Genomic DNA, 20,696 nt, shown 5'->3' on the forward strand with positions numbered 1-20,696 from the left:
ATCTAATTCGTAAGTCCTTTCTGGCCCTGTAAAGGTCCTGTTCCAGTAAGTAGGCGCCGCCAAGCGTTTTGTTGACTATAGTGCCAATTAGTTGGCAAAACCGGGCGCCGAATTCCTCTATGTGCTAATGTCTTGTTTCCGGTCACAAAACGGTAAACATCGATTCCTTATACTTCTGTCATCATTCATTATCGAGTGCAGTAAATGACAACAGTGACATTCAGTCGCTGGCAAAGGACGGCCTGGCAAGCAAAACGGCTAGTGACAGCCTATAACAATCACCTTTCACTTCATCAAAAATACCTGACGTGGTTAGCATCGGGTTTGCTGGCGGCATGTGGCTGGCTTCTTATCTCATCCTGGAGCAGCCTGTTTCAGGAGGCCTATCAGGGCCAAACCCTGGCTTTGGATGAATATCGGTTGATCAGTCCGCCGGTTGAACTCCAGATGATGACCTACAACGCGTCCGGTTTGACTTATAACCCCGATACAGATTCTCTGTTTGCGGTCGCTAATAACCCTCCCTACATTGTGGAAATGGACAAGCAGGGGCAGGAGTTAAGGAAAATCACTCTGGATGGCTTTGACGATACCGAGGGCCTGGTGTTTCTGGGTAATGGGCGTTATGCCATTATCGAGGAAGATCACCGCAGCGTTGTGATTGTGCGCATTGATCCTGAAACCGACGTGTTAAGACGAGCAGAGGGTAAAAGTGTGACTTTTCCTTTGACTCAGAAAAACAATAAAGGGTTTGAGGGTGTGGCTTTTGACTCGGCGGCCCAGAGCTTGTTTGTGGTGAATGAACAGCAACCGAGAGAAATTTATCGCATTGACGGAGCGGTTGATCCTGAAGCTTTGAGCTTCTCGATTACGACTCCCTGGTCGATGGAAGACAACTCTCTGGATAAAAGTGACCTGTCGGGATTGCACTACGATCACCGCACAGGCCATCTGCTGATTCTCAGTGACGAGTCGAAGGCTCTGACTGAGTCAACGATCGAAGGTCGGGCAATTTCAAGACTTTCCCTATCCAGCTCTCGAGCGGGATTTGTAGACGGTGTTCCCCAAGCTGAAGGCATCACCATGGATAACGACGGCATGTTGTATATTCTTAGTGAGCCTAATCTTCTCTACCGGCTGGCACCTCCCAGAGGTCCAGTGGCGGCAAAAAGCTCCGATCAACCTGTGACTACAGACAGGAATCGGGCAAAATCAGGGTAAATACCCGGGAAAAAGTCCTCTCGGGACTCGGTGTTTTGGCTGGCTTCTTATATACTTAGGCGCTTTTAAATCGGGTAAGGCGCGACAAGCGCTTTACTCAACGGCCAGCCATCGGATCGAGAGTATATGAAGAGCGCAGAAATACGCGACGCCTATTTGCAGTTTTTCCAGAGCAAAGGACACGAGATTGTCCCCAGCAGCTCACTGGTACCCGGCAACGACCCCACCTTACTGTTCACCAATGCCGGCATGGTGCAGTTCAAAGACGTTTTCCTTGGTGATGACAAGCGCAGCTACAGCCGCGCTACCAGCTCCCAGCGCTGCGTGCGTGCGGGCGGCAAGCATAACGATCTGGAAAATGTAGGCTACACCGCTCGCCACCATACTTTCTTCGAAATGCTGGGCAACTTCAGTTTTGGCGACTACTTCAAACAGGATGCTATCCACTATGCGTGGGAGTTTCTGACGTCGTCTGAGTGGCTGAATATCTCCGCTGAAAAGCTGACCGTGACCGTTTATGAGGAAGATGACGAGGCCTACGGCATCTGGAAAGACCAGATTGGTGTGCCGCAAGAGCGCATCATTCGCATTGGCGACAAGGGCGGCCGTTACCAGTCCGATAACTTCTGGGCGATGGGCGACACCGGTCCCTGTGGCCCTTGTACCGAAATTTTCTTTGATCACGGTGAAGAGATCTGGGGTGGCCCTCCAGGAACGCCGGAAGAAGACGGTGATCGTTTCATCGAAATCTGGAACGTGGTCTTCATGCAGTACAACCGCAGCGCCAATGGCGAGATGGCGCCTCTGCCAAAACCGTCGGTAGACACGGGGATGGGGCTGGAGCGTATTGCCGCCGTCATGCAGCACGTTCATTCCAACTATGAAATCGACCTTTTTCAGGCCCTGTTGAAAGACGCAGCCGACAAAACCGGCACGGCAGATCTGGAAAACAAGTCTCTGCGCGTGATTGCTGACCATATCCGCTCCTGTTCTTTCCTGATTTCTGATGGTGTTTTGCCTTCCAATGAGGGTAGAGGCTACGTTCTGCGCCGTATCATTCGCCGTGCCGTTCGACATGGCCACAAACTGGGTCAGAAAGACGCGTTTTTCCACAAGTTAGTGGCTGGTCTGGCCGCTCAGATGGGTGATGCCTATCCCGAGCTGAACACTCTGCAAGCTCAGATCGAAAAGGTCTTGCTGGCTGAAGAGCAGCAGTTCGAGAAAACTCTTGATAAAGGCATGGCCGTGCTGGAAGAGGCACTGAAAGAGCTGAAAGGCAATGTGGTGCCCGGCGATGTGCTGTTCACTCTTTATGATACCTATGGTTTCCCGTTGGATCTGACGGCCGATATCGCTCGTGAGCGCGAGTTAACCGTTGATGAAGAGGGCTACGAAGCTGCTATGGCCGAGCAGCGTGCTCGTGCCCGCGCTGCAGGTGCGTTCAAGGTGGACTACACTGCGGGTCTCAAGCTGGAAGGGGAAACCGAGTTTACCGGTTATGACTCTGTGGCTGGCGAAAGCAAAATTACTGCCCTGTATAAAGATGGTGAGGAAGTCAGCTCTCTGGCAGAGGGCGACGAAGGCGTTATTCTTCTGGATCGCACCCCATTTTACGCCGAATCCGGCGGTCAGGTCGGCGACACGGGTTATGTGTCTTCTCAATCCGGACGCTTTGAAGTCCGTGACTGTACCAAACAGAGTAATCATCACCTGCATGTCGGTATTGTCTTGCAGGGCTCACTCAGTAAGGGCGATGCGGTTGATACCGCCGTAGACCAGGACGTACGTCAGGCGACGGCTCTCAATCACTCTGCGACACACCTGATGCACGCCGCGTTGCGTGAAATTCTGGGTGACCATGTGACTCAGAAGGGGTCATTGGTCGATTCAGAGCGTCTGCGTTTTGATTTCTCTCATTTTGAGGCCTTAAAGCCCGAAGAAGTGAAAGCCATTGAGGCGCGAGTCAACCAGCAGATCCTTGCCAATACGCCTGTTGAGACTGAGTTGTGTGATATGGAAGCGGCTCAACAGAAGGGCGCTATGGCTCTGTTCGGCGAGAAATACGGCGATGAAGTCCGTGTTCTGTCCATGGGTGATGGTTTCTCCGTTGAATTGTGTGGTGGTATCCACGTTCAGCGTACCGGTGATATTGGCCAGATGCGTATTATCTCTGAATCCGGAGTCGCCTCGGGCGTACGCCGGATTGAAGCCATTACTGGCAAGAAAGCGCTTAAATTGTTTGATGACACAGAAGCATTGGTCTCTCAGGTTAGCCAGTTGGTGAAAGCTCGTCCGGAAACTCTGGGGGACAAGGTTGGTCAACTGGTGTCACAGAATCGTCAGCTTGAAAAAGAGTTGGCTCAGTTAAAAGCAAAACTGGCTTCTGCAGCAAGCGGAGATCTGGTGTCTCAAGCTGTTGATGTGGCTGGTATCAAAGTTCTGGCGAGTCAGATTGAAGGGGCTGATATGAAAGCTCTGGACAGCAGCGTAGCTCAGTTGAAAGACAAATTGGGCAGCTCGGTTGTTCTGCTGGCAAGCCCGGCAGGCGACAAGATTAATTTGATTGCCGGGGTTTCGCCTGATCTACAGAGCAAAGTGCCTGCCGGTAATTTGATCAAATTCTTTGCCCCTCTGGTCGGTGGTAAAGGTGGAGGCAAGCCAGACAAGGCCAAGGGCGCCGGAACCGATATTGCCGCCTTGCCTGAGGCCTTGAAAGCAGTAGAAAACTGGGTGAAAGAGCAGTTGGGATAACTGTTGGGTGGGTAACTGATTCTCACTGGCGTTTTGGCCAAAAAAGATACTCAAAAGCATCCGCAATTGTTTAACTTTCAAGTCAAACTAGTGTTTAATTGGCGCCCGTTTTGTTATGGCTCTTAATTGAGCAGTGCATGGTTATTTAACACATGTGTTGAGCAATAATTAAGAGCCCCTGTTACGTTGATGCAGGTTGTCGATGAGCTTATTTGTACAAAAATACGGTGGTACTTCGGTCGGCACAGTTGAGCGGATTGAATCGGTTGCTGAAAAAGTAATCAATTTCCGCAAGCAAGGCCACGATATGGTGGTGGTGGTTTCTGCCATGAGTGGTGAAACCAATCGCCTGATTGGTCTTGCCAACCAGATTCAGGATTCCCCTGATGCCCGTGAGATGGACGTGCTGGTGTCTACCGGTGAGCAGGTCACCATTGCTTTACTGTGCATGGCGTTGAAAAAGCGTGGCTTTGACGCGCGCTCCTATACCGGCACACAAGTGAAAATTCTGACTGACAGTGCACACACCAAGGCACGAATTCAGGATATTGATGTCTCAAACATGAGGGCTGATCTGGACGCGGGCCGAGTGGTCGTGGTTGCCGGTTTTCAAGGTGTGGATGAGCACGGCAATATCACAACTTTGGGACGAGGTGGTTCAGACACGACAGGTGTTGCTTTGGCAGCGGCACTGAAAGCGGATGAATGTCAGATCTATACCGATGTTGACGGCGTATACACCACTGACCCAAGGGTTTGTGAAGGGGCTCGTCGGCTGGACAAGATCACATTTGAAGAAATGCTGGAAATGGCGAGTCAGGGCTCTAAAGTCTTGCAGATCCGCGCCGTTGAATTTGCGGGCAAATACAGTGTCCCGTTACGTGTATTGCACAGCTTCCAGGATGGTCCTGGAACCTTGATTACCCTCGATGAGGATTTTTCCGATATGGAGCAGCCTGTAGTATCCGGTATTGCTTTTAACCGTGATGAAGCAAAAGTAACTGTTGCTGGTGTTCCCGATACCCCGGGAGTTGCCGCTCGTATATTGGCCCCGATTGGTGCGGCAAACATTGAAATCGACGTCATTGTTCAAAACGCCTCAGCTGATGGGACCACAGATATCACTTTCACCGTTCATCGTAATGATCTGGAGAAAGCGAAGACCGTCTTAGGGAAGGTGTGTACGGACGTAAATGCCCGTGAAGTCATTGCTGACGATAAGATTGCGAAAGTATCAATCGTTGGTGTGGGTATGCGTTCTCACGCAGGTGTTGCATCAAAAATGTTTGATGCGCTGGCAGAAGATAATATCAATATTCAGATGATTACCACGTCTGAAATTAAAATTGCTGTCATTATCGACGAACGCTATTTGGAACTGGCTGTGCGCAGTTTGCACAAAGCTTTTGGGCTGGATGCGATCGAAAAATAGGTTTTACAGAAAGAATATCATGGTACTGGGATGGCTATTGAGCCAAATCAGACACAAAACCATCATATTTTATGATGAAATGTGTTCTGAAGTGCCACTGTTGATTTTCTTTTTTGCAAAGCTGGACAATACTTACACGAACAGTGATATCGCTACAGGATAAAATCAGAAGCGGTAAGGGCTAGGGGAAGACACCGACAACGGTATCACCGCTGATATTGTCCGTTGTTCTCACAGGATGCTTGAAGGAGATTTACAATGTTGATTTTGACCCGCCGTATCGGCGAGACACTTATGGTCGGAGATGAAGTAACCGTTACCGTATTAGGCGTTAAAGGTAATCAGGTTCGCATCGGCGTTAATGCCCCCAAAGAGATCGCAGTACACCGCGAAGAGATATATCAGCGCATTCAGCGTGAAAAAGAAGATCAGGACCAGCAAGACTGAGTATTTAGTCATGCGGAACTGCAAAAGCCCGTTTTGAAACGGGCTTTTTTGTATGTACAGGGTGGTGTTTATTTAGATGGTCAACATCTGATCAGGGCGGGCGGACTTTGCCCAGCTTGTCAGATGTCTCTAAATTATTTGGCCCCAAGTCTTTGATTCTCTGATGAATATGGTATTATGCCGGCCGTGTTGCTGATGAGCCCGCAAGGCCATCAACCAAGCAGCCTGGAGAAGTGGCCGAGTGGCTGAAGGCGTGCCCCTGCTAAGGGTATATATCAGAAATGGTATCGAGGGTTCGAATCCCTCCTTCTCCGCCATTACACAGTTCTGAGACATTCCAGAACGCTTAAAAGGGCTTACCCGCAAGGGTAGGCCCTTTTTTATTGCTCTCAGGAAATAGAGGTTTAACCAATACCTCGGCACTTCGCACAACGATTGTGAACAGAGTTTTTGAATTTATCTCAGTCACGTGGCGCGAAATGGTAAATCCAGTGTTTCTACTTTAGGTAAGTTGTTCCTGCTTCCGATTAGCGGCCTTTTTAGGCCTGCTTGTCTGTACGCTATATAACAACACAATAATTATAGAGACGCATAGCTATGAATCTATCATGTCGATGGCTACCATTGGCCCTGGCGGTCAGTGCTTCCGCAGGTAATATCCACGCCCAAAATCTCACTCTTGAAGAAGTCGTTGTGACGGCGCAGAAGCGTGCTGAAAGTCTTCAGGATGTCCCGATTTCTGTATCAGCGATGAGCGGTGAAAAGCTCAATGAAGCGGGAATCCCTAATATGGGTGATTTCTCCGCCTATATTCCAAACTTTAATGTTACCTCTAATGCTGTAGGTGATGTGGTCTCTATCCGCGGTATCCAGTCGGGAATCCTGGCCAGTATTGAGCAATCCGTAGGGACTTTCGTCGACGGCATTTACCGCGGTCGTGGAACTCAGTCACGCTTCAGTTTTCTGGATGTGGGTACCGTAGAGGTCTTGCGTGGACCGCAGTCGACCTTGTTTGGTAAAAACACCATCGGTGGCGCTTTGAATATTACCTCGGCTAAGCCGACTAACGAATTTGAAGCCGAATTGTCCGCGATGTACGAGGCCGAAAACGAAGAAACGGAGCTGAAAGGTTATGTTTCAGGCCCTCTGACCGACACTCTGCGTGGCCGTTTTGCGTTCCAGACTCGCGATATGGACGATGGCTGGATTGAAAATACCTACTTTGATCAGGGTGAGCCTCAAATGGATGAGGCCGCAGGTCGTGTTTCTCTGGAGTGGGATGCTTCGGATGATCTGCTGGTGTATATCAAGGCTGAGCACGGCGATTGGGACAATAAGGGCATGCCTTACGACCAACAGGTTGGCGATTTGGCCCCGATTTACGGTGCAGTTGTTGCCTTGGCAGGGGCTGACGCCACTTTACTGAATGCCGATACCCAGGCTGGTAACGGCCGCACTACCATTGGCAACAATACCAGTGGTATCGATTACGGTGCAGCGCAAACCTTCGAAGGCGACACCAGTGAAGTGGCCTTGCGCACGGATTACAGCATGGACAGCGGGACTCTGACCGCGATTGCCGGTTATTCTGCCTACGAGTTCAATCGCAACCTCGATGCGGATTTCAATGCACTGGACGGCATTGGCTTTGAAGAATACGAGGACTTTGAACAGAAAAGTCTGGAGCTGCGGTTTGTCTCAGAGCTGGGTAATGGCTTTGAATACATTACTGGCCTGTATTATCAGGACAGCGATCTTACGGCCAATGCAAAAACCAATTTTAATGTGAATGGAGCCGATCCGGACTCCTTTGCGGGCCCAGCGGCGCTGGTGGTGATTAATGAGCACAACCAGGTCGTGAACGCCGGTGGTGCCGGTATCCATCCCGGATTCCCCAGTACCCTTATGACGCCGGCTGATTTTGCAGCTTCTCAAGCGTTTGTTGGCACCATTGGGCAGTTTACCCGGGCAGCTCAGTTGCAACAGGAAACAGAAAGCTGGGCAGCGTTTGCTCAAGGCACGTGGGATCTTACCGACGTGTTGCACCTGACCTTGGGGGTTCGCTACGGCGAAGAAGACAAGTCTGCATCGCAAAGCGTTAATTGCGCCCAGTGGGACAGCTTTAACCTCATTGATGACGCCACCTGTGTAGCGACCAACCCACTTGGATTGGTGTTAGGGGAATTTACCCCTCACAACTTTGATGACTTACAACGTGATGAAGAAGACTGGACCTACACGGTAAACCTGCAATGGGATATCACCAGTGACATTATGGGTTATGCCACGGTGTCTACGGGTACTAAATCCGGTGGTTTTAACAACTTTGCGCTCACCGCTAATTCCGACGAAGCTGAGTTTGATCAGGAGAAAGTTAAATCCTGGGAGCTTGGTGCCAAAATGACGCTGCTTGATGGTGCTGCCGAAGTGAACATGGCGATCTTTGACATGGACTACAGCGATTTGCAGGCTTCTATTTTTACTGGCTCTACCGGGTTTAAAGTGGAAAACGCAGCGACAGCTACTGTGCGTGGTTTTGAAATGGATGGTCGTTGGCAAGCCACTGACAGCATCATGCTGCGCGGCTCAATGGGCTATGTGGATTTTGAATTCGATGAATATCCGGTGGCCGGTTGTACCGATACTCAAAAGCAAAATCTGAATGATGGCGTTTTTGGCTGGGGTACCTTCATTAAACCATCACCAGGCACCAGCAGTGGAAACGCAGTAGCGGTAGATCTGGATGGCGATGGCGCGACGGATTCCTGCGAGCAGAATCTGGCCGGTGGTACTAACGCCTTCACTCCCGAACTCACTGCCAGCTTATCTTTAGAGCATGAGATGAATCTGGGGGATAGTCTTTACCTCAGAACCGTACTGGATGCGAACTATCTCGATGATCATCACACCGCTCAGGATAATGATCCTCTCGTGTATCAGGACGCCTACACGTTGTGGAATCTGACCGTTACTTTGGGAGCGCAAGATGGTCGTTGGGACGTGGCATTCATAGGGCGTAATTTGACTGATGAAGACTATATAACCTATTCGAATGACATGCCTCTGTTTGCGGGTAATCAGCAGGTCGCCTGGGGGCGCGAAGCAAGCTACGGCCTCCGTGGTCGCTTGCGGTTCTGATGTAATGCACCTGATGTACGTCAGGTGCCGTTGAATTCAATTGTAGTATCAGCCGCGGTGTAGTCTATTCTTTGGGTAGTTTGTACAGCGGCTGACTTGATTTCAGCGTGTAGAATCCATGTACTTGAAAAGAGAGAATTCTGATGGCAGAACATCATTATGATTACGATTTCGTCATTATAGGATCGGGCTTTGGCGGAAGCGTGTCCGCCTACAGACTGAGTCAAAAAGGTTACCGGGTGTTGGTTGTTGAGCAGGGGAGGCGCTGGTCGCCGGAAAACTTGCCTCGGAGTAACTGGAAAGTATGGGATTATCTCTGGCGCCCATTTTTAGGCTTAAGGGGTTTTTTGAGCTTGAGATTGTTTAGGCATGTCATGATTTTGCATGGCAATGCGGTCGGTGGTGGATCGATCACCTATGCTCAAACTTTACTGGTTCCCAAAGAGAGTGTCTGGGAGGACGGCAATTGGGCTGGACTTGATGATTGGCAAGCTAAGATGCCCGCTCATTATGATACGGCTAAAAAAATGTTAGGTGTCACCGAGAATCGCAGGCCGGGACGCGCTGATGAAAAGTTACGGGAAATGGCTTCTGCAACCGGTGTAGAAGACAGTTTTTATTACACTGAGGTGGGGGTGTTCTTCGGTGAAGATGACGATGAGCCGGGAACGGAATACGCCGATCCCTACTTTAACGGGGAAGGCCCTGCTCGAAATTCCTGTGTAGGTTGTGGCGGCTGTATGGTGGGTTGCCGTTATAACGCTAAAAATACTCTGGATAAAAACTATCTGTACCTGGCGGAACAGCAGGGAGTTCAAGTTCGCGCTGAAACTGAATGCGTTGATGTGCGACCTCTGGGCGATAAAGCCGATGGCTCTGAAGGTTATGAAGTCGTGACAGCCCCGGCGTTTGTGCGTTTTGCAAAACCCAAAACTTATATTAAAGCTCGCAACGTCTTGTTTGCTGCTTCCTCGCTGGGCACTCAGCAATTGCTGTTTAACCTGAAGGATAAGGGGTCATTGCCCAATATTTCTGATGACTTGGGAAATCGTGTTCGGACTAACTCAGAATCGATATTGGGTGTTCGCTATCCGGGCAGCAATGAAGATATGAGCGATGGTATTGCCATTGGATCAGGTATTTATATTGACGAGCATACACATATTGAAGCCGTTCGCTATCCAGAGGGCTCTAATTTATTGAGTGGATTGTTTACGGTTTTGACGGGTGGACGCCCAGGCCCTTCCCGTGTGCTAACCTGGCTTAGCGCTCTTTTCCAGTTAATTGTATCTCGAGGCCTTAAGGGGTTAAAGAGTATGCTTCCATATCGTTTCGCTTCGGAAACGGTGATCTTTTTGGTGATGCAAACCATGGAAGGGCATATCAATATGCGCTGGAAGCGGGCATGGTACTGGCCGTTTAAAAAGCAGTTGGCCAGTGAGGGGGAGCGTATTCCTACGTTTATTCCCGAAGCTAATGACTTCACGGAAAAGGCGGCAAAAGCCACGGGCGGTGTTGGTTTGAGTTCCATGAGTGAAATCTTTTTCAACGTCCCGATGACGGCTCATTGTATGGGCGGATGCGCTATGGCTGAATCACCTGAAAAAGGTGTTATTGACTCTCAAAACCGGGTCTTTAATTATCAAAATCTTTACGTAATCGATGGCTCGATGTTGTCAGCGAATCTTGGGGTAAATCCAAGCTTGACGATTACAGCTTTGGCAGAAAGGGCGATGTCGTTCATTCCCAAGAAAACTGAACAGGATCAGTAGGATTGGAACGCAATGTTTGGGTGAGATCGGGGCTCTGGTTCCACCCGCTGATTGTTAAAGTAGTGGCTTGAGCTTTTGGTACGTTATCTGTCGATGCTGGATTTTTGTTGCCTTTGCCATTCTTGAGGGGAAGTTCCGTACCAGCGTTTAAAGCTGCGACTGAAAGCAGACAGGCGTGTGTAACCTAACACCTCAGCAACATCAATCAGCCTGTAGCTGGGATTCTGAAGAAGAGTTAAAGCTTGCTGTTTTCGTATTTCATTCACCAAGTCTTGAAAGTTGCATTCTTCTTCCAGCAGGCGTCGCTGAAGAGTTCTTTTGCTCAATCCCAGGCGTGTGGCAGCTGCATCGATGTGGCATTCACCTTGACGCAGCAATGACGCAATAGTCTCCAGGACTTTATCTTTGGTGTTGCAGGTTAAGCGTTCCTTTTTTGCTTTCCGGCAAGCTGTATAGTCTGCTGTGGTCGTGACCGGAATAATTTTCTGTTTCAAATACGACGCGTTCAAAGCCAGACCGGCCCAGTCACTGTCATAGGCCAAAGGGGCTTGGTAATGCCGGAAGAATTCGTTGCCACCTCTTTGATCGTTATGCCGGAAGTGTACTGCTCTCAAGCGAAGACCCGGAGTAGAAACTTTCATCAGAAACATGTGTAAAAGTGCCAGTCCGTGATTCTGAAGATACGTGTTTGTCATCAGATCTTTATCAGTGCAGTGCAGTTTAAGAAGCGCTACGTCGCCATGTTCTTCCAGCTTAATATGTGTGTCATCGAGACTGAGATACAGGCGCGAGGACAGGTAAAGAAGAGCTTCACCGAGCGTGCTTTCCTTAGGAATATCATCTGTTGCTTTGCCAAGTGCTTCGATAGGTTGTCGTTGAGTCAATGACAGACAAAAGTCAGGTTGATCAAAATAACAGCTGGCCATTTCCAGTAATCGTAATTCACGAAAGAAAGAAATCTTACTGTCCAGGTTTCCAGGCTCAGGAGGAGACAGGTGGGCCTGTCGATAGAGAGTATCAGGTTGTAGACCTTTTTCTCTTAAAAGAGGATCTAGCTCGGTAATAAATGAGCTCTGAATGAGCGGTTCCATAAATCTGTCTCTCTGACCGATACAGACGTCCAGAAGCTGAACTGAAGAATGTATCCGATGGCCCTATTATCCGATGGCCCTATAAGGAAAATATCAAGAATCTGGCTGATGTTTTCAGGCTCTTTATAATAAAGTGAATAGTGAGCCAGAGGCCGGTTATTGTCAAAGAGATATACAGAGAAACGTTCTGTCGAAGCGGGAAAGTTGTATTAGGTGGGTGCTCGAAAAGTTATAAAGAATTTCTTATGCGGATTTAGTAGACGAAAAAGAGAATGGCTAACATTTAATTATAAAAGTGCGGCGGTGCATAGCTACTCGTTGAGTGGTGAGAATATCATTGCTTGTCAATAAAAGTGGGTGTCGGGATGTTGCACTGTCTTTAATGAACGAGAAGACTATCTTGAAAGCACCGCTATTCGACTAAAAAGAAAGGCCTATCAAAGATAGGCCTAAGAATCTCCGCTCGGCGAGCTAGAGAAAAGCTATATCCTTAAAAGTTGGACCAGGTAACGGTTACGCCATAAGTGCGTGGCATTGCAGGAACGTGGACAAACCCAAAAGGTGGTAGCTGATAGTTGTGAACGTAATATTCCTCTCCGGTCAGGTTGTTTACCCAGCCAGCAACTTCCCAGTGCTCGTTGGCGCTGGTGTAGGCCAGTCGAGCATTAAACGTACGATACTCAGGGATGGCGGCGGATTCATAATTAGCCGTATCCTGATACGCTTTTTCTTTATGGATATATTCTAACCGAGCATCCATAAAACCACCGAAATCCAGATCTGTTTCGTAAGAAGCGACTGCACTGTAGGCATTGCGAGGTGCGTTGCGTAAAGCATTGCCTTCATCTTTTTGCAGAACTCCACCTAGCTCTTTGTATTCTGTGTCAAGGTAGGCGTAGGTACCTGAAAGCTGGAAGTTATCGGTAATGGCGTAGGCTGCTTCCAACTCGACACCTTGAGAAACCGCTTTACCCGCGTTCTTGGTGACCAGCGGTGGAATAGAGCAACCGCCACAGTCAAATTGTTGTAACACCTGAAGGTCTTCGTAGTCGGTTTTGAAGATAGCACCGTTCAAACGCAGGGTGTCGTCAAACAACATAGACTTAAAACCCACCTCCAGGTTCAGTGCATTCTCTTCGTTAAACGCTTCGTCGAGCGGTGCACCCAGTGCAGAAGCATAGTTAAAACCACCACTTTTAAAGCCTGTAGCAGCGCTGGCGTAGATCATGGAAGCATCGCCAACGTGATAATTGGCTACAAATTTGTACGTGGGTGCACGCCAGGTCTTTTTCTGACTGCCGGATGTTAAATCGCTGGTGATGTCTGGCACACTAGAACTTGGTCCAGTCAGTGTGCCTATGTTGGTATAGTCTTTTGTTTCTTCGGTGTATCTGAGGCCCAGTGTAAGATCCAGTCGATCGGTGACGGAATAGGTTGCCTGGCCAAAGAGCGCGACGCTGTTGGTTTCATTGTACTGATCCGCCAAGTCGTTAGCCGGTGTGTAAGCGAGTTCTTGGCCAGGAGGTACTACGCCAATTAAAAACGACGGTGCGTCGATCAGCGTTCCTTCTCCGCGGTGTACCTTTTCCTGGTTGTAATACATACCTGCTTGCCAAATCAAATCGCCAATATCACCGCTCAGTCGGAACTCCTGGCTAACCAGACGAGAGGTTTCATCTGCGTAAGAGACAAAATCGAGCCCGGCGTAGGGACCAAGGGCTGTTGTTGACATAGGGCCATAATCCAGGAAGATATCGCCGCTGACACCACCCAAGCCGACATTGTAGAAAGAGGATTCAGATTCCTGATAAGCGGTTATGGATGTCAGTGTTGCCCATGACATATCCCAGTCGATTTGCAGTGAAGCGCCCTGAGAGTCCATCTTGGTATAACCTTCGTTATCTGCATAGCTCTCATAGAAATCGCTTGTCGGGAGACCATTTGCCCGTGCTTCAGCAAGGGTGGCACCAATAATAGCGAAGCCGGCTTCTGTACTGTCGTCGCCAATGGCGGCGGTGCTGGATCGCTCATCGGTTGCATAATTCAGCGTGAGCATGGCTTCAAGGCTGTCTGTCGGTGTCCATAATATTTGAGTCCGCAGACTGGTTTTATCCAAATCACCTTGTTCTACACCAGAGTCGTATACGCTTTCGACATAGCCGTCACGTTGCTTGTCATTAAAGCTGATTTTACCGGTTAAGGTATCAGTAATTCCCCCGGAAACCATGCCGCGATAATTCTTCAAGCCGTAGTTTCCGGCTTGAACTTCCAGGCCTGTTTCAAATTCGTGGGCGGGTTTTTTCGTGGTGATATTAATTGCACCACCAATTGCATTTTTACCCCACAAGGTGCCCTGTGGACCGCGCAGAACTTCGATACTTTGAACGTCATACAGCTCAGTCGCCGAACCTGCACTGCGGTTCACATACACGCCGTCAATAAACATGGCGACAGATTGTTCGCCGTTGGCGGCGCCGTCGCCATTTGAACCGATACCGCGAATGTACAGCTGAGGCTGAGTGGGGTTGAATTCACCCATGCTGAACCCTGGGGTGCGGGCAGCAATGCCTTCAACGCCTGTGATGCCAGATTTTTTGATCATATCTGCACTCATTGCCGTTACAGCAATAGGGACATCTTGCATGTCCTGAGCGCGTTTCTGAGCGGTGACGACCACTTCTTCCAGAGCGGCACCGAATGATTGAAGCGGTGTTGCGACAGAAGCCAGAACTATAGCCGTAGCGAGTGGATTGTTGTGAAGTCTCATTTTCATGGTGGCGACCCTTGCTGTTGTTTAAAGTTTTAAACTTTTTGTAAAACGTATCTCTGAGCCAGGGGTTCCGATCTCTTTGGATCGTGATTCGCATGTTTGTCTTGCTGTTCTTTTGTCTTTCTATGGGTGTCTAAGCTATTGGATTTTGAAAAGGATGAAAAAGACCAGTTTTGAGCATCCGAACAGACCAGAAATTCACTGCTTCGTTTTGGGTCTTTGTGGGGCGGAAATTAGGAGAGGCGCATCGTTTTGATGCGCTTTGAGAGGGTTGTTTGACGTTATCAATTACAGCCAGAGGTAAATCTTTGAATTATTTTCGACACGCGATCAGGGACTTTTCAACAGCAGTCCAATCCACCGGTTCTGTGTGAATCATTTCCAGCCGGCTCTCACTAGCTTCTGGAACTTCCTCCGAGGAAACGGTGGTGCGCATACGGTTAATCAATAACCAGTGAGACGTCCCGCGGACGACGCCCTTGATTCTGGGGATGTTGGAAGACTCAATCCAGGCGAGCAATTTTGATTCGTCAAAGACCCAGACCTGAGGGAATCTCCAGCCGCAGCTGTGACCAAACTCGGTATCATTTTCATAGCGGGTGAGGGCGTCCACCGGATGAGTGACAGCAGGTTTTGATTCATCTGTGCCTCCTGTTGGGACGGGTGCCGGGTGGGGGCGTAAGTTGGCATGTTGGCGAACCGCAGATTCTGTAACCTGGTGATGATGGGGAGAGGTCAGCCAGTGCCAGTCAATTTCGCCGTGAGCCACGGTTGAATGCTTTAGCTGTCGACCTCGAGCCTGGCGGAATGAGTTTTGTCTTTGGCAGAAATGCTCAAAAGCGTTCAGTTGTTCTTCGGTCGCAACATCGGCTTTGCTCAACACCAGGTGATCGGCCAGCTCGATTTGACTTTGAAATGTGGGCAATTGTGTAAAGTGTTCGTCAGCAATACTCCACGGATCAATGACACACAGTACCGTTTGCATATCCAGCAGGGTTTTGTATTCGGGCCCTGAGAATTGCTTAATTACTTGTTGTGGATGAGCCAGTCCTGTGGGCTCAATCAGGATGCGGTCGGGGCGGTGGCTGCGAATTAACTGATTTAACGCAACCTTGGACGGCAGGCCCACGGCGCAGCACATACAACCGCCGGGGACCTCTTTAACGGCAATCCCGTCGGCAGCGAGCAGCGCGCCATCAATACCCACTTCGCCAAATTCGTTCACCAGTACCGCCCACTTTTCATCAGCGGGTTTGGTTTTCAGGATGTGGCGAATAGCGGTGGTTTTTCCCGCACCGAGAAAGCCGGTAATAATATTGGTGGGGATATTACTCAGGATTTTCTTCATAGGTTGTCGCTTCAAAGATACTGTATTTCGCGAAAGTGATTGACCAGGTACTCAACGAACAGGCGCACCTTGGGGGATAAGTGTCGGTTGCTGGGATACACCGCCCAGACAGCAGTGTCGGTGGGCTGATATTCCACCATTACTGGAATTAGGCGTCCGGCAGCAATGTCTTCATGGACATAAAACTCAGGAAGTTGGGTTAGCCCCAAACCCGCTTTAGCCGCTGCCAAAAGAGCGTGCCCATTGTTGCTGTGCCAGCTGCCATCGACTTTCATATCCACATGGTGACCGTTGGTGTCGCGAAATCGCCAGGTGGCGACTGAACCCACCAGACAATTGTGCTTTTTCAGGCTGTGAATATTGGCGGGGTGGCCGTAGCGATCCAGATAGTCACGGCTACCACAGATGATTAGTTGGCGGGCGGCGATGCGGCGGGCAATCAGGGAAGAGTCTTTCAGGATGCCTGCGCGGATGGCCAGATCATAGCCTTCGTCCACCAGATCCACCTGACGACTGGTAAAGTCCAGGTGGATCTGGACATGGGGGTGCTGTTTCATAAAGGCCGCGGCAGCCGGTGCGATATAGCGTTCACCAAAGGCTCCCGCGACGGTCATACGCAGGGTGCCTCGTGGTTTTTCCTGTAAATCCAGTACAGCCTGTTCGGCTTCTTCCAGTTGTGACAGGACGCTCTTACAGCGCTCGTAATAGGCCTGGCCTGTCTCTGTCAGGGACAAGCGTCGGGTTGTGCGGTTCAGCAATTGTACGCCCAGACGGTTTTCCAGCTGACTGATTTGGCGGCTGACGTGTGATTTGGACAGGCCGAGGATATTTGCCGCAGCCGAAAAACTGCCGCTGTCGACGACATTAACGAGTATTTCTGTGGTGGCCCATCGGTTCATGCTGCCAGTATAAGGGATTTACTGTTGTTGTGTGGCAACAATCCTTTGATGATTATGGGTCTAATCATTCGATGAGGGACAATATATAGTCCACATCACCTGGGTTATACGGTTTCGATAAGCTTCTACACTGGTGTAAACCGATCGATACTGGTGTAAACCGATCGATTCAAAAACCCGACCGACGAGAATTCAAAACTGGAGTTTGTAGCATGAAAACACGCGCAGCAGTGGCCTTTGGGGCCGGCAAACCTTTGGAAGTGGTGGATGTGGATCTGCAGGGCCCTCAAGCCGGTGAAGTGATGATTGAGTTAAAGGCCACCGGCATTTGCCACACCGATGCTTTCACGCTGTCCGGTGATGATCCGGAAGGTGACTTCCCGGCGATTCTGGGCCATGAGGGCGCGGGTATTGTGGTGGAAGTAGGGGCAGGTGTGACGTCGTTGAAACCTGGCGATACGGTGATTCCGCTGTACACACCGGAATGTCGCGGTTGTGAGTATTGTCTGAATCCCAAAACCAACTTGTGTCAGGCGATTCGTACCACTCAGGGGCAGGGGGTGATGCCCGATGGCACCAGCCGTTTCTCTCTGGATGGCAAACCGATTAAGCACTACATGGGCTGCTCCACGTTTGCCAATCACACCGTATTGCCGGAAATTGCGGTGGCCAAGATTCGCGAAGACGCCCCTTTCGACAAGGTGTGCTACATCGGTTGCGGTGTGACCACAGGTATTGGCGCTGTGGTTTTTGACGCGAAGGTTGAACCGGGTTCTAACGTGGTTGTGTTCGGCTTGGGTGGTATCGGTCTCAACGTGATTCAGGGCGCACGCCTGGCAGGAGCCAATCAGATTATCGGTATCGATATTAATCCGTCCAAAGTGGCGCTGGCGCAGAAGTTCGGTATGACCGGTTTTATCAACCCGAAAGAGGTGCCGGACGTTGTCGAAGCCATTGTTGAAATGACCAGGGGTGGCGCTGACTACAGCTTTGAATGCATCGGTAACGTCAACACTATGCGTCAGGCGCTGGAGTGCTGTCACAAAGGCTGGGGGGAATCCATCATCATCGGTGTGGCCGGAGCCGGTCAGGAAATTTCCACTCGCCCATTTCAGTTGGTGACTGGTCGAGTCTGGCGTGGTTCCGCCTTCGGTGGTGCCCGAGGCCGTACCGATGTGCCGAAAATTGTAGATTGGTATATGGACGGCAAGATCAACATCGATGATCTGATTACCCACACTATGTCACTGGACGACATCAACAAGGGATTTGATCTGATGCACGCTGGCGAAAGTATTCGCTCAGTCGTTCTGTACTAGTCGTTCTTTACTGAGATTGATTTATTAAGGAGCACATATGGAACAGCTTGCTGAAAACAAATGCTTTGGCGGTCGACAGTTGCAGTTCAGCCACGATTCGTGGTCGCTGAAGTGTGCGATGCACTTTTCGGTGTACCTGCCTCCTCAGGCGGAAACCGGTAAGGTGCCAGTGTTGTATTGGCTGTCCGGTCTGACCTGTACGGATGAAAACTTTGTCCAGAAAGCCGGTGCTCAACGCGTGGCAGCGGAATTGGGGGTGGCGATTGTTACTCCGGATACCAGTCCACGGGGCGAGGGGGTTGCTGATGATCCGGAAGGCGCTTATGACTTCGGTCTGGGGGCGGGCTTTTATCTCAACGCCACCCAGGCGCCCTGGAATGAACATTACCGGATGTACGATTACATCAGCAGTGAGTTGCCGGATCTGATTGAGGCATCATTTCCTGTAGATGGACAACGGGCTGGGATCTTCGGGCACTCTATGGGCGGTCACGGGGCGCTGACGATCGGTGTTAAAAACCCCCAGCGTTTCAAATCGATTTCGGCATTTGCTCCCATTGTGGCACCGACTCAATGCCCGTGGGGTGAAAAAGCCCTCAGTGGTTATCTGGGGGAGGATCGGGAGCTGTGGAAAGATTACGATGCCTGTGAGCTGATTCGCAGTGTTGAGTCTAAACCCGAGGCATTTAAACCGGAGGCATTACTGGTAGATCAGGGGGATGCGGATAACTTCCTGGCGGAGCAGCTCAAGCCCGAGTTGTTGCAACAGGCCTGCGAGCAGGCGGGTGTTCCGCTAACGCTGAGAATGCAGCCGGGTTACGATCACAGCTACTTCTTTATCGCCAGCTTTATCGAAGACCATCTTCGCTTCCACGCTGCACAGCTGTAGGTCTTTAATTTTAAGCATAAAGAGGGCTATTCATGTGGGGTTGCGGACAGTTCGTCAGCCCCATATGATGCACTCCCTAACATGGAGTGGTGCCCTATGAGTGCAGGTGATCAACCGCAAAACCTTCCCGCTTATCCGGTGTTGAATATCGGTGTTGACGGCGTGGCAGAGGCCAACCTGGAAAGCCTGCAGCGCATCTTTACCATTCCTGAAACCAGTGAATCGACACTGGCACAAATTGATAGCGCCATTTCCCAAAATCTGGATGGCTTTCTGCACGAGCACATCGTGGCGATCGAGAAGCCACTCTCCGAGATAGAAACCGAATTTGCTTCAGCGGATATTCCGGAACAGCCGTTTTACGTCTCCACCTACACGGATTTTATCCTCAAGCAGTTGGTATCCCAGTCGGTGCATACATCGTCACCGGGCTTTGTGGGGCATATGACGTCGGCGCTGCCGTATTTCATGTTGCCGCTGGCGAAAATTGTGACGGCACTCAATCAAAATCTGGTGAAGGTCGAGACCTCAAAGGCGTTTACGCCCATGGAGCGTCAGGTTCTGGGGATGCTGCACCGGTTGATCTACAGAGAAAGCGACAGTTTCTACGGCCACTGGCTACATCACGCTGGACACGCACTGGGCGCTTTCTGTTCCGGTGGCACCGTGGCGAACATCACTGCCTTGTGGGCCGCTCGAAATCATCGTCTGGGAGAGCAGAGTATTGCCCGGGAAGGCCTGTATGGTGCCTTGCAAGCTGCAGGTCTGAAAGGCTTAGCGGTACTGATCTCCCGCCGCGGACACTACTCTCTGGCCAAAGCTGTGGATCTGCTGGGGATCGGTCGGAATCAGTTAATCGCCATTGAGACAGATGAGCACTATCGCGTCGATGTGGAGGCCATGCGATGCAAAGCACAGCAACTGGCCGCCGAAGGTATTGGTGTGTTGAGTATTGTAGGGCTGGCTGGCGCGACGGAAACCGGCAGTATCGATGATCTGGATGCGTTGGCAGATTTGTCCGAGGAGTTGGGTTGTCACTTTCATGTCGATGCCGCCTGGGGTGGGGCAACGCTGTTTTCCGATACCCACCGTGGTTTGCTCAAGGGAATAGAGCGGGCAGACTCTGTCACCATCGACGCTCACAAGCAGTTCTATGTCCCTATGGGGGCAGGAATGGTGCTGTTCAAAGACCCGGAGCGTCTGTCGAGTATTGAACATCACGCGGAGTACATTATTCGTCAGGGGTCGAAAGATCTGGGCAGTCATACTTTGGAAGGCTCCCGGCCAGGCATGGCATTACTGGTTCACGCTGGCCTGAACATCATTGGTCGTAAAGGGTATGAGCTGCTGATTGATCAGGGCATCGACAAGGCAAACTACTTCGCTGATCTGATTCAACAGCATCCCGATTTTGAGCTGGTGGTGGCTCCGACCCTGAATATCCTGGGGTATCGTTATGTACCTGGCTGGTTGCAAACCCTGCTGCCAGATCTACCAGAGGATACTCAAAGCAGGGTTAATGAGCTGCTGGATGAAGCAACTCAACGGATTCAGAAATCTCAGCGAGCGGCTGGAAAGACCTTTGTGTCCCGTACCCGGGTGAATGTGAGTCGTTATCA

At 50.3% G+C, this 20,696-nt stretch carries 13 protein-coding genes and 1 tRNA gene; 10 read left to right on the forward strand and 4 right to left on the reverse strand.

Annotation, left to right across the window (positions count from 1 at the left end):
• Positions 1 to 204 precede the first annotated feature (204 nt).
• From ACTG33_RS07520 to ACTG33_RS07550, 7 genes are all read left to right on the forward strand, one after another.
• Positions 205 to 1,221, forward strand: a complete 1,017-nt coding sequence (locus ACTG33_RS07520) for an SdiA-regulated domain-containing protein (RefSeq protein WP_439134586.1) — start codon at positions 205 to 207, stop codon at positions 1,219 to 1,221.
• Positions 1,222 to 1,347: 126 nt separating this feature from the next.
• Complete coding sequence (gene alaS / locus ACTG33_RS07525; protein WP_439134587.1) at positions 1,348 to 3,972, forward strand: alanine--tRNA ligase; 2,625 nt, start codon at positions 1,348 to 1,350, stop codon at positions 3,970 to 3,972.
• 202 nt (positions 3,973 to 4,174) lie between these two features.
• Entirely contained in the window at positions 4,175 to 5,404 is a 1,230-nt protein-coding gene (locus tag ACTG33_RS07530) for an aspartate kinase (RefSeq protein WP_439134588.1), read from the forward strand.
• A 258-nt stretch (positions 5,405 to 5,662) separates the two neighbouring features.
• Positions 5,663 to 5,851, forward strand: a complete 189-nt coding sequence (csrA, locus tag ACTG33_RS07535) for a carbon storage regulator CsrA (protein ID WP_167187034.1) — start codon at positions 5,663 to 5,665, stop codon at positions 5,849 to 5,851.
• 227 nt (positions 5,852 to 6,078) lie between these two features.
• Positions 6,079 to 6,168: transfer RNA gene (locus ACTG33_RS07540), tRNA-Ser, on the forward strand.
• Between the two features lie 280 nt (positions 6,169 to 6,448).
• Positions 6,449 to 8,989: a TonB-dependent receptor gene (locus ACTG33_RS07545; protein WP_439134589.1), complete on the forward strand. Its 2,541-nt coding sequence runs from the start codon at positions 6,449 to 6,451 to the stop codon at positions 8,987 to 8,989.
• A gap of 143 nt (positions 8,990 to 9,132) precedes the next feature.
• Entirely contained in the window at positions 9,133 to 10,761 is a 1,629-nt protein-coding gene (locus tag ACTG33_RS07550) for a GMC oxidoreductase (protein WP_439134590.1), read from the forward strand.
• Positions 10,762 to 10,844: 83 nt separating this feature from the next.
• On the opposite strand, the gene ACTG33_RS07555 is transcribed toward ACTG33_RS07550, so the two are convergent.
• From ACTG33_RS07555 to ACTG33_RS07570, 4 genes are all read right to left on the reverse strand, one after another.
• Positions 10,845 to 11,852, reverse strand: coding sequence for a helix-turn-helix domain-containing protein (locus ACTG33_RS07555; RefSeq protein ID WP_439134591.1), 1,008 nt, complete (start codon positions 11,850 to 11,852; stop codon positions 10,845 to 10,847).
• 490 nt (positions 11,853 to 12,342) lie between these two features.
• On the reverse strand, positions 12,343 to 14,625 hold the full coding sequence (locus ACTG33_RS07560) for a TonB-dependent receptor (RefSeq protein ID WP_439134592.1): 2,283 nt from the start codon (positions 14,623 to 14,625) through the stop codon (positions 12,343 to 12,345).
• 310 nt (positions 14,626 to 14,935) lie between these two features.
• Positions 14,936 to 15,970: a CobW family GTP-binding protein gene (locus tag ACTG33_RS07565; RefSeq protein WP_439134593.1), complete on the reverse strand. Its 1,035-nt coding sequence runs from the start codon at positions 15,968 to 15,970 to the stop codon at positions 14,936 to 14,938.
• A gap of 11 nt (positions 15,971 to 15,981) precedes the next feature.
• On the reverse strand, positions 15,982 to 16,869 hold the full coding sequence (locus tag ACTG33_RS07570) for a LysR substrate-binding domain-containing protein (RefSeq protein ID WP_439134594.1): 888 nt from the start codon (positions 16,867 to 16,869) through the stop codon (positions 15,982 to 15,984).
• A 212-nt stretch (positions 16,870 to 17,081) separates the two neighbouring features.
• Between ACTG33_RS07570 and ACTG33_RS07575 the strand changes: the two genes are divergently transcribed.
• From ACTG33_RS07575 to panP, 3 genes are all read left to right on the forward strand, one after another.
• Complete coding sequence (locus ACTG33_RS07575; protein WP_439134595.1) at positions 17,082 to 18,188, forward strand: S-(hydroxymethyl)glutathione dehydrogenase/class III alcohol dehydrogenase; 1,107 nt, start codon at positions 17,082 to 17,084, stop codon at positions 18,186 to 18,188.
• A gap of 37 nt (positions 18,189 to 18,225) precedes the next feature.
• Positions 18,226 to 19,077: an S-formylglutathione hydrolase gene (gene fghA / locus ACTG33_RS07580; protein WP_439134596.1), complete on the forward strand. Its 852-nt coding sequence runs from the start codon at positions 18,226 to 18,228 to the stop codon at positions 19,075 to 19,077.
• A gap of 96 nt (positions 19,078 to 19,173) precedes the next feature.
• The coding region (gene panP / locus ACTG33_RS07585; protein WP_439134597.1) for a pyridoxal-dependent aspartate 1-decarboxylase PanP at positions 19,174 to 20,696 on the forward strand (1,523 nt) is incomplete at its 3' end.

The sequence above is a fragment of the Pseudomaricurvus sp. genome (assembly GCF_965662505.1).
Lineage (GTDB): Bacteria > Pseudomonadota > Gammaproteobacteria > Pseudomonadales > Cellvibrionaceae > Pseudomaricurvus.

What these genes read in the sequence shown, in the direction of transcription:
- ACTG33_RS07520 (WP_439134586.1), top strand. Translation starts at nt 205, where the DNA reads ATGACAACAGTGACATTCAGTCGCTGGCAAAGGACGGCCTGGCAAGCA.
- alaS (WP_439134587.1), top strand. Translation starts at nt 1,348, where the DNA reads ATGAAGAGCGCAGAAATACGCGACGCCTATTTGCAGTTTTTCCAGAGC.
- ACTG33_RS07530 (WP_439134588.1), top strand. Translation starts at nt 4,175, where the DNA reads ATGAGCTTATTTGTACAAAAATACGGTGGTACTTCGGTCGGCACAGTT.
- csrA (WP_167187034.1), top strand. Translation starts at nt 5,663, where the DNA reads ATGTTGATTTTGACCCGCCGTATCGGCGAGACACTTATGGTCGGAGAT.
- ACTG33_RS07545 (WP_439134589.1), top strand. Translation starts at nt 6,449, where the DNA reads ATGAATCTATCATGTCGATGGCTACCATTGGCCCTGGCGGTCAGTGCT.
- ACTG33_RS07550 (WP_439134590.1), top strand. Translation starts at nt 9,133, where the DNA reads ATGGCAGAACATCATTATGATTACGATTTCGTCATTATAGGATCGGGC.
- ACTG33_RS07555 (WP_439134591.1), bottom strand. Translation starts at nt 11,852, where the DNA reads ATGGAACCGCTCATTCAGAGCTCATTTATTACCGAGCTAGATCCTCTT.
- ACTG33_RS07560 (WP_439134592.1), bottom strand. Translation starts at nt 14,625, where the DNA reads ATGAAAATGAGACTTCACAACAATCCACTCGCTACGGCTATAGTTCTG.
- ACTG33_RS07565 (WP_439134593.1), bottom strand. Translation starts at nt 15,970, where the DNA reads ATGAAGAAAATCCTGAGTAATATCCCCACCAATATTATTACCGGCTTT.
- ACTG33_RS07570 (WP_439134594.1), bottom strand. Translation starts at nt 16,869, where the DNA reads ATGAACCGATGGGCCACCACAGAAATACTCGTTAATGTCGTCGACAGC.
- ACTG33_RS07575 (WP_439134595.1), top strand. Translation starts at nt 17,082, where the DNA reads ATGAAAACACGCGCAGCAGTGGCCTTTGGGGCCGGCAAACCTTTGGAA.
- fghA (WP_439134596.1), top strand. Translation starts at nt 18,226, where the DNA reads ATGGAACAGCTTGCTGAAAACAAATGCTTTGGCGGTCGACAGTTGCAG.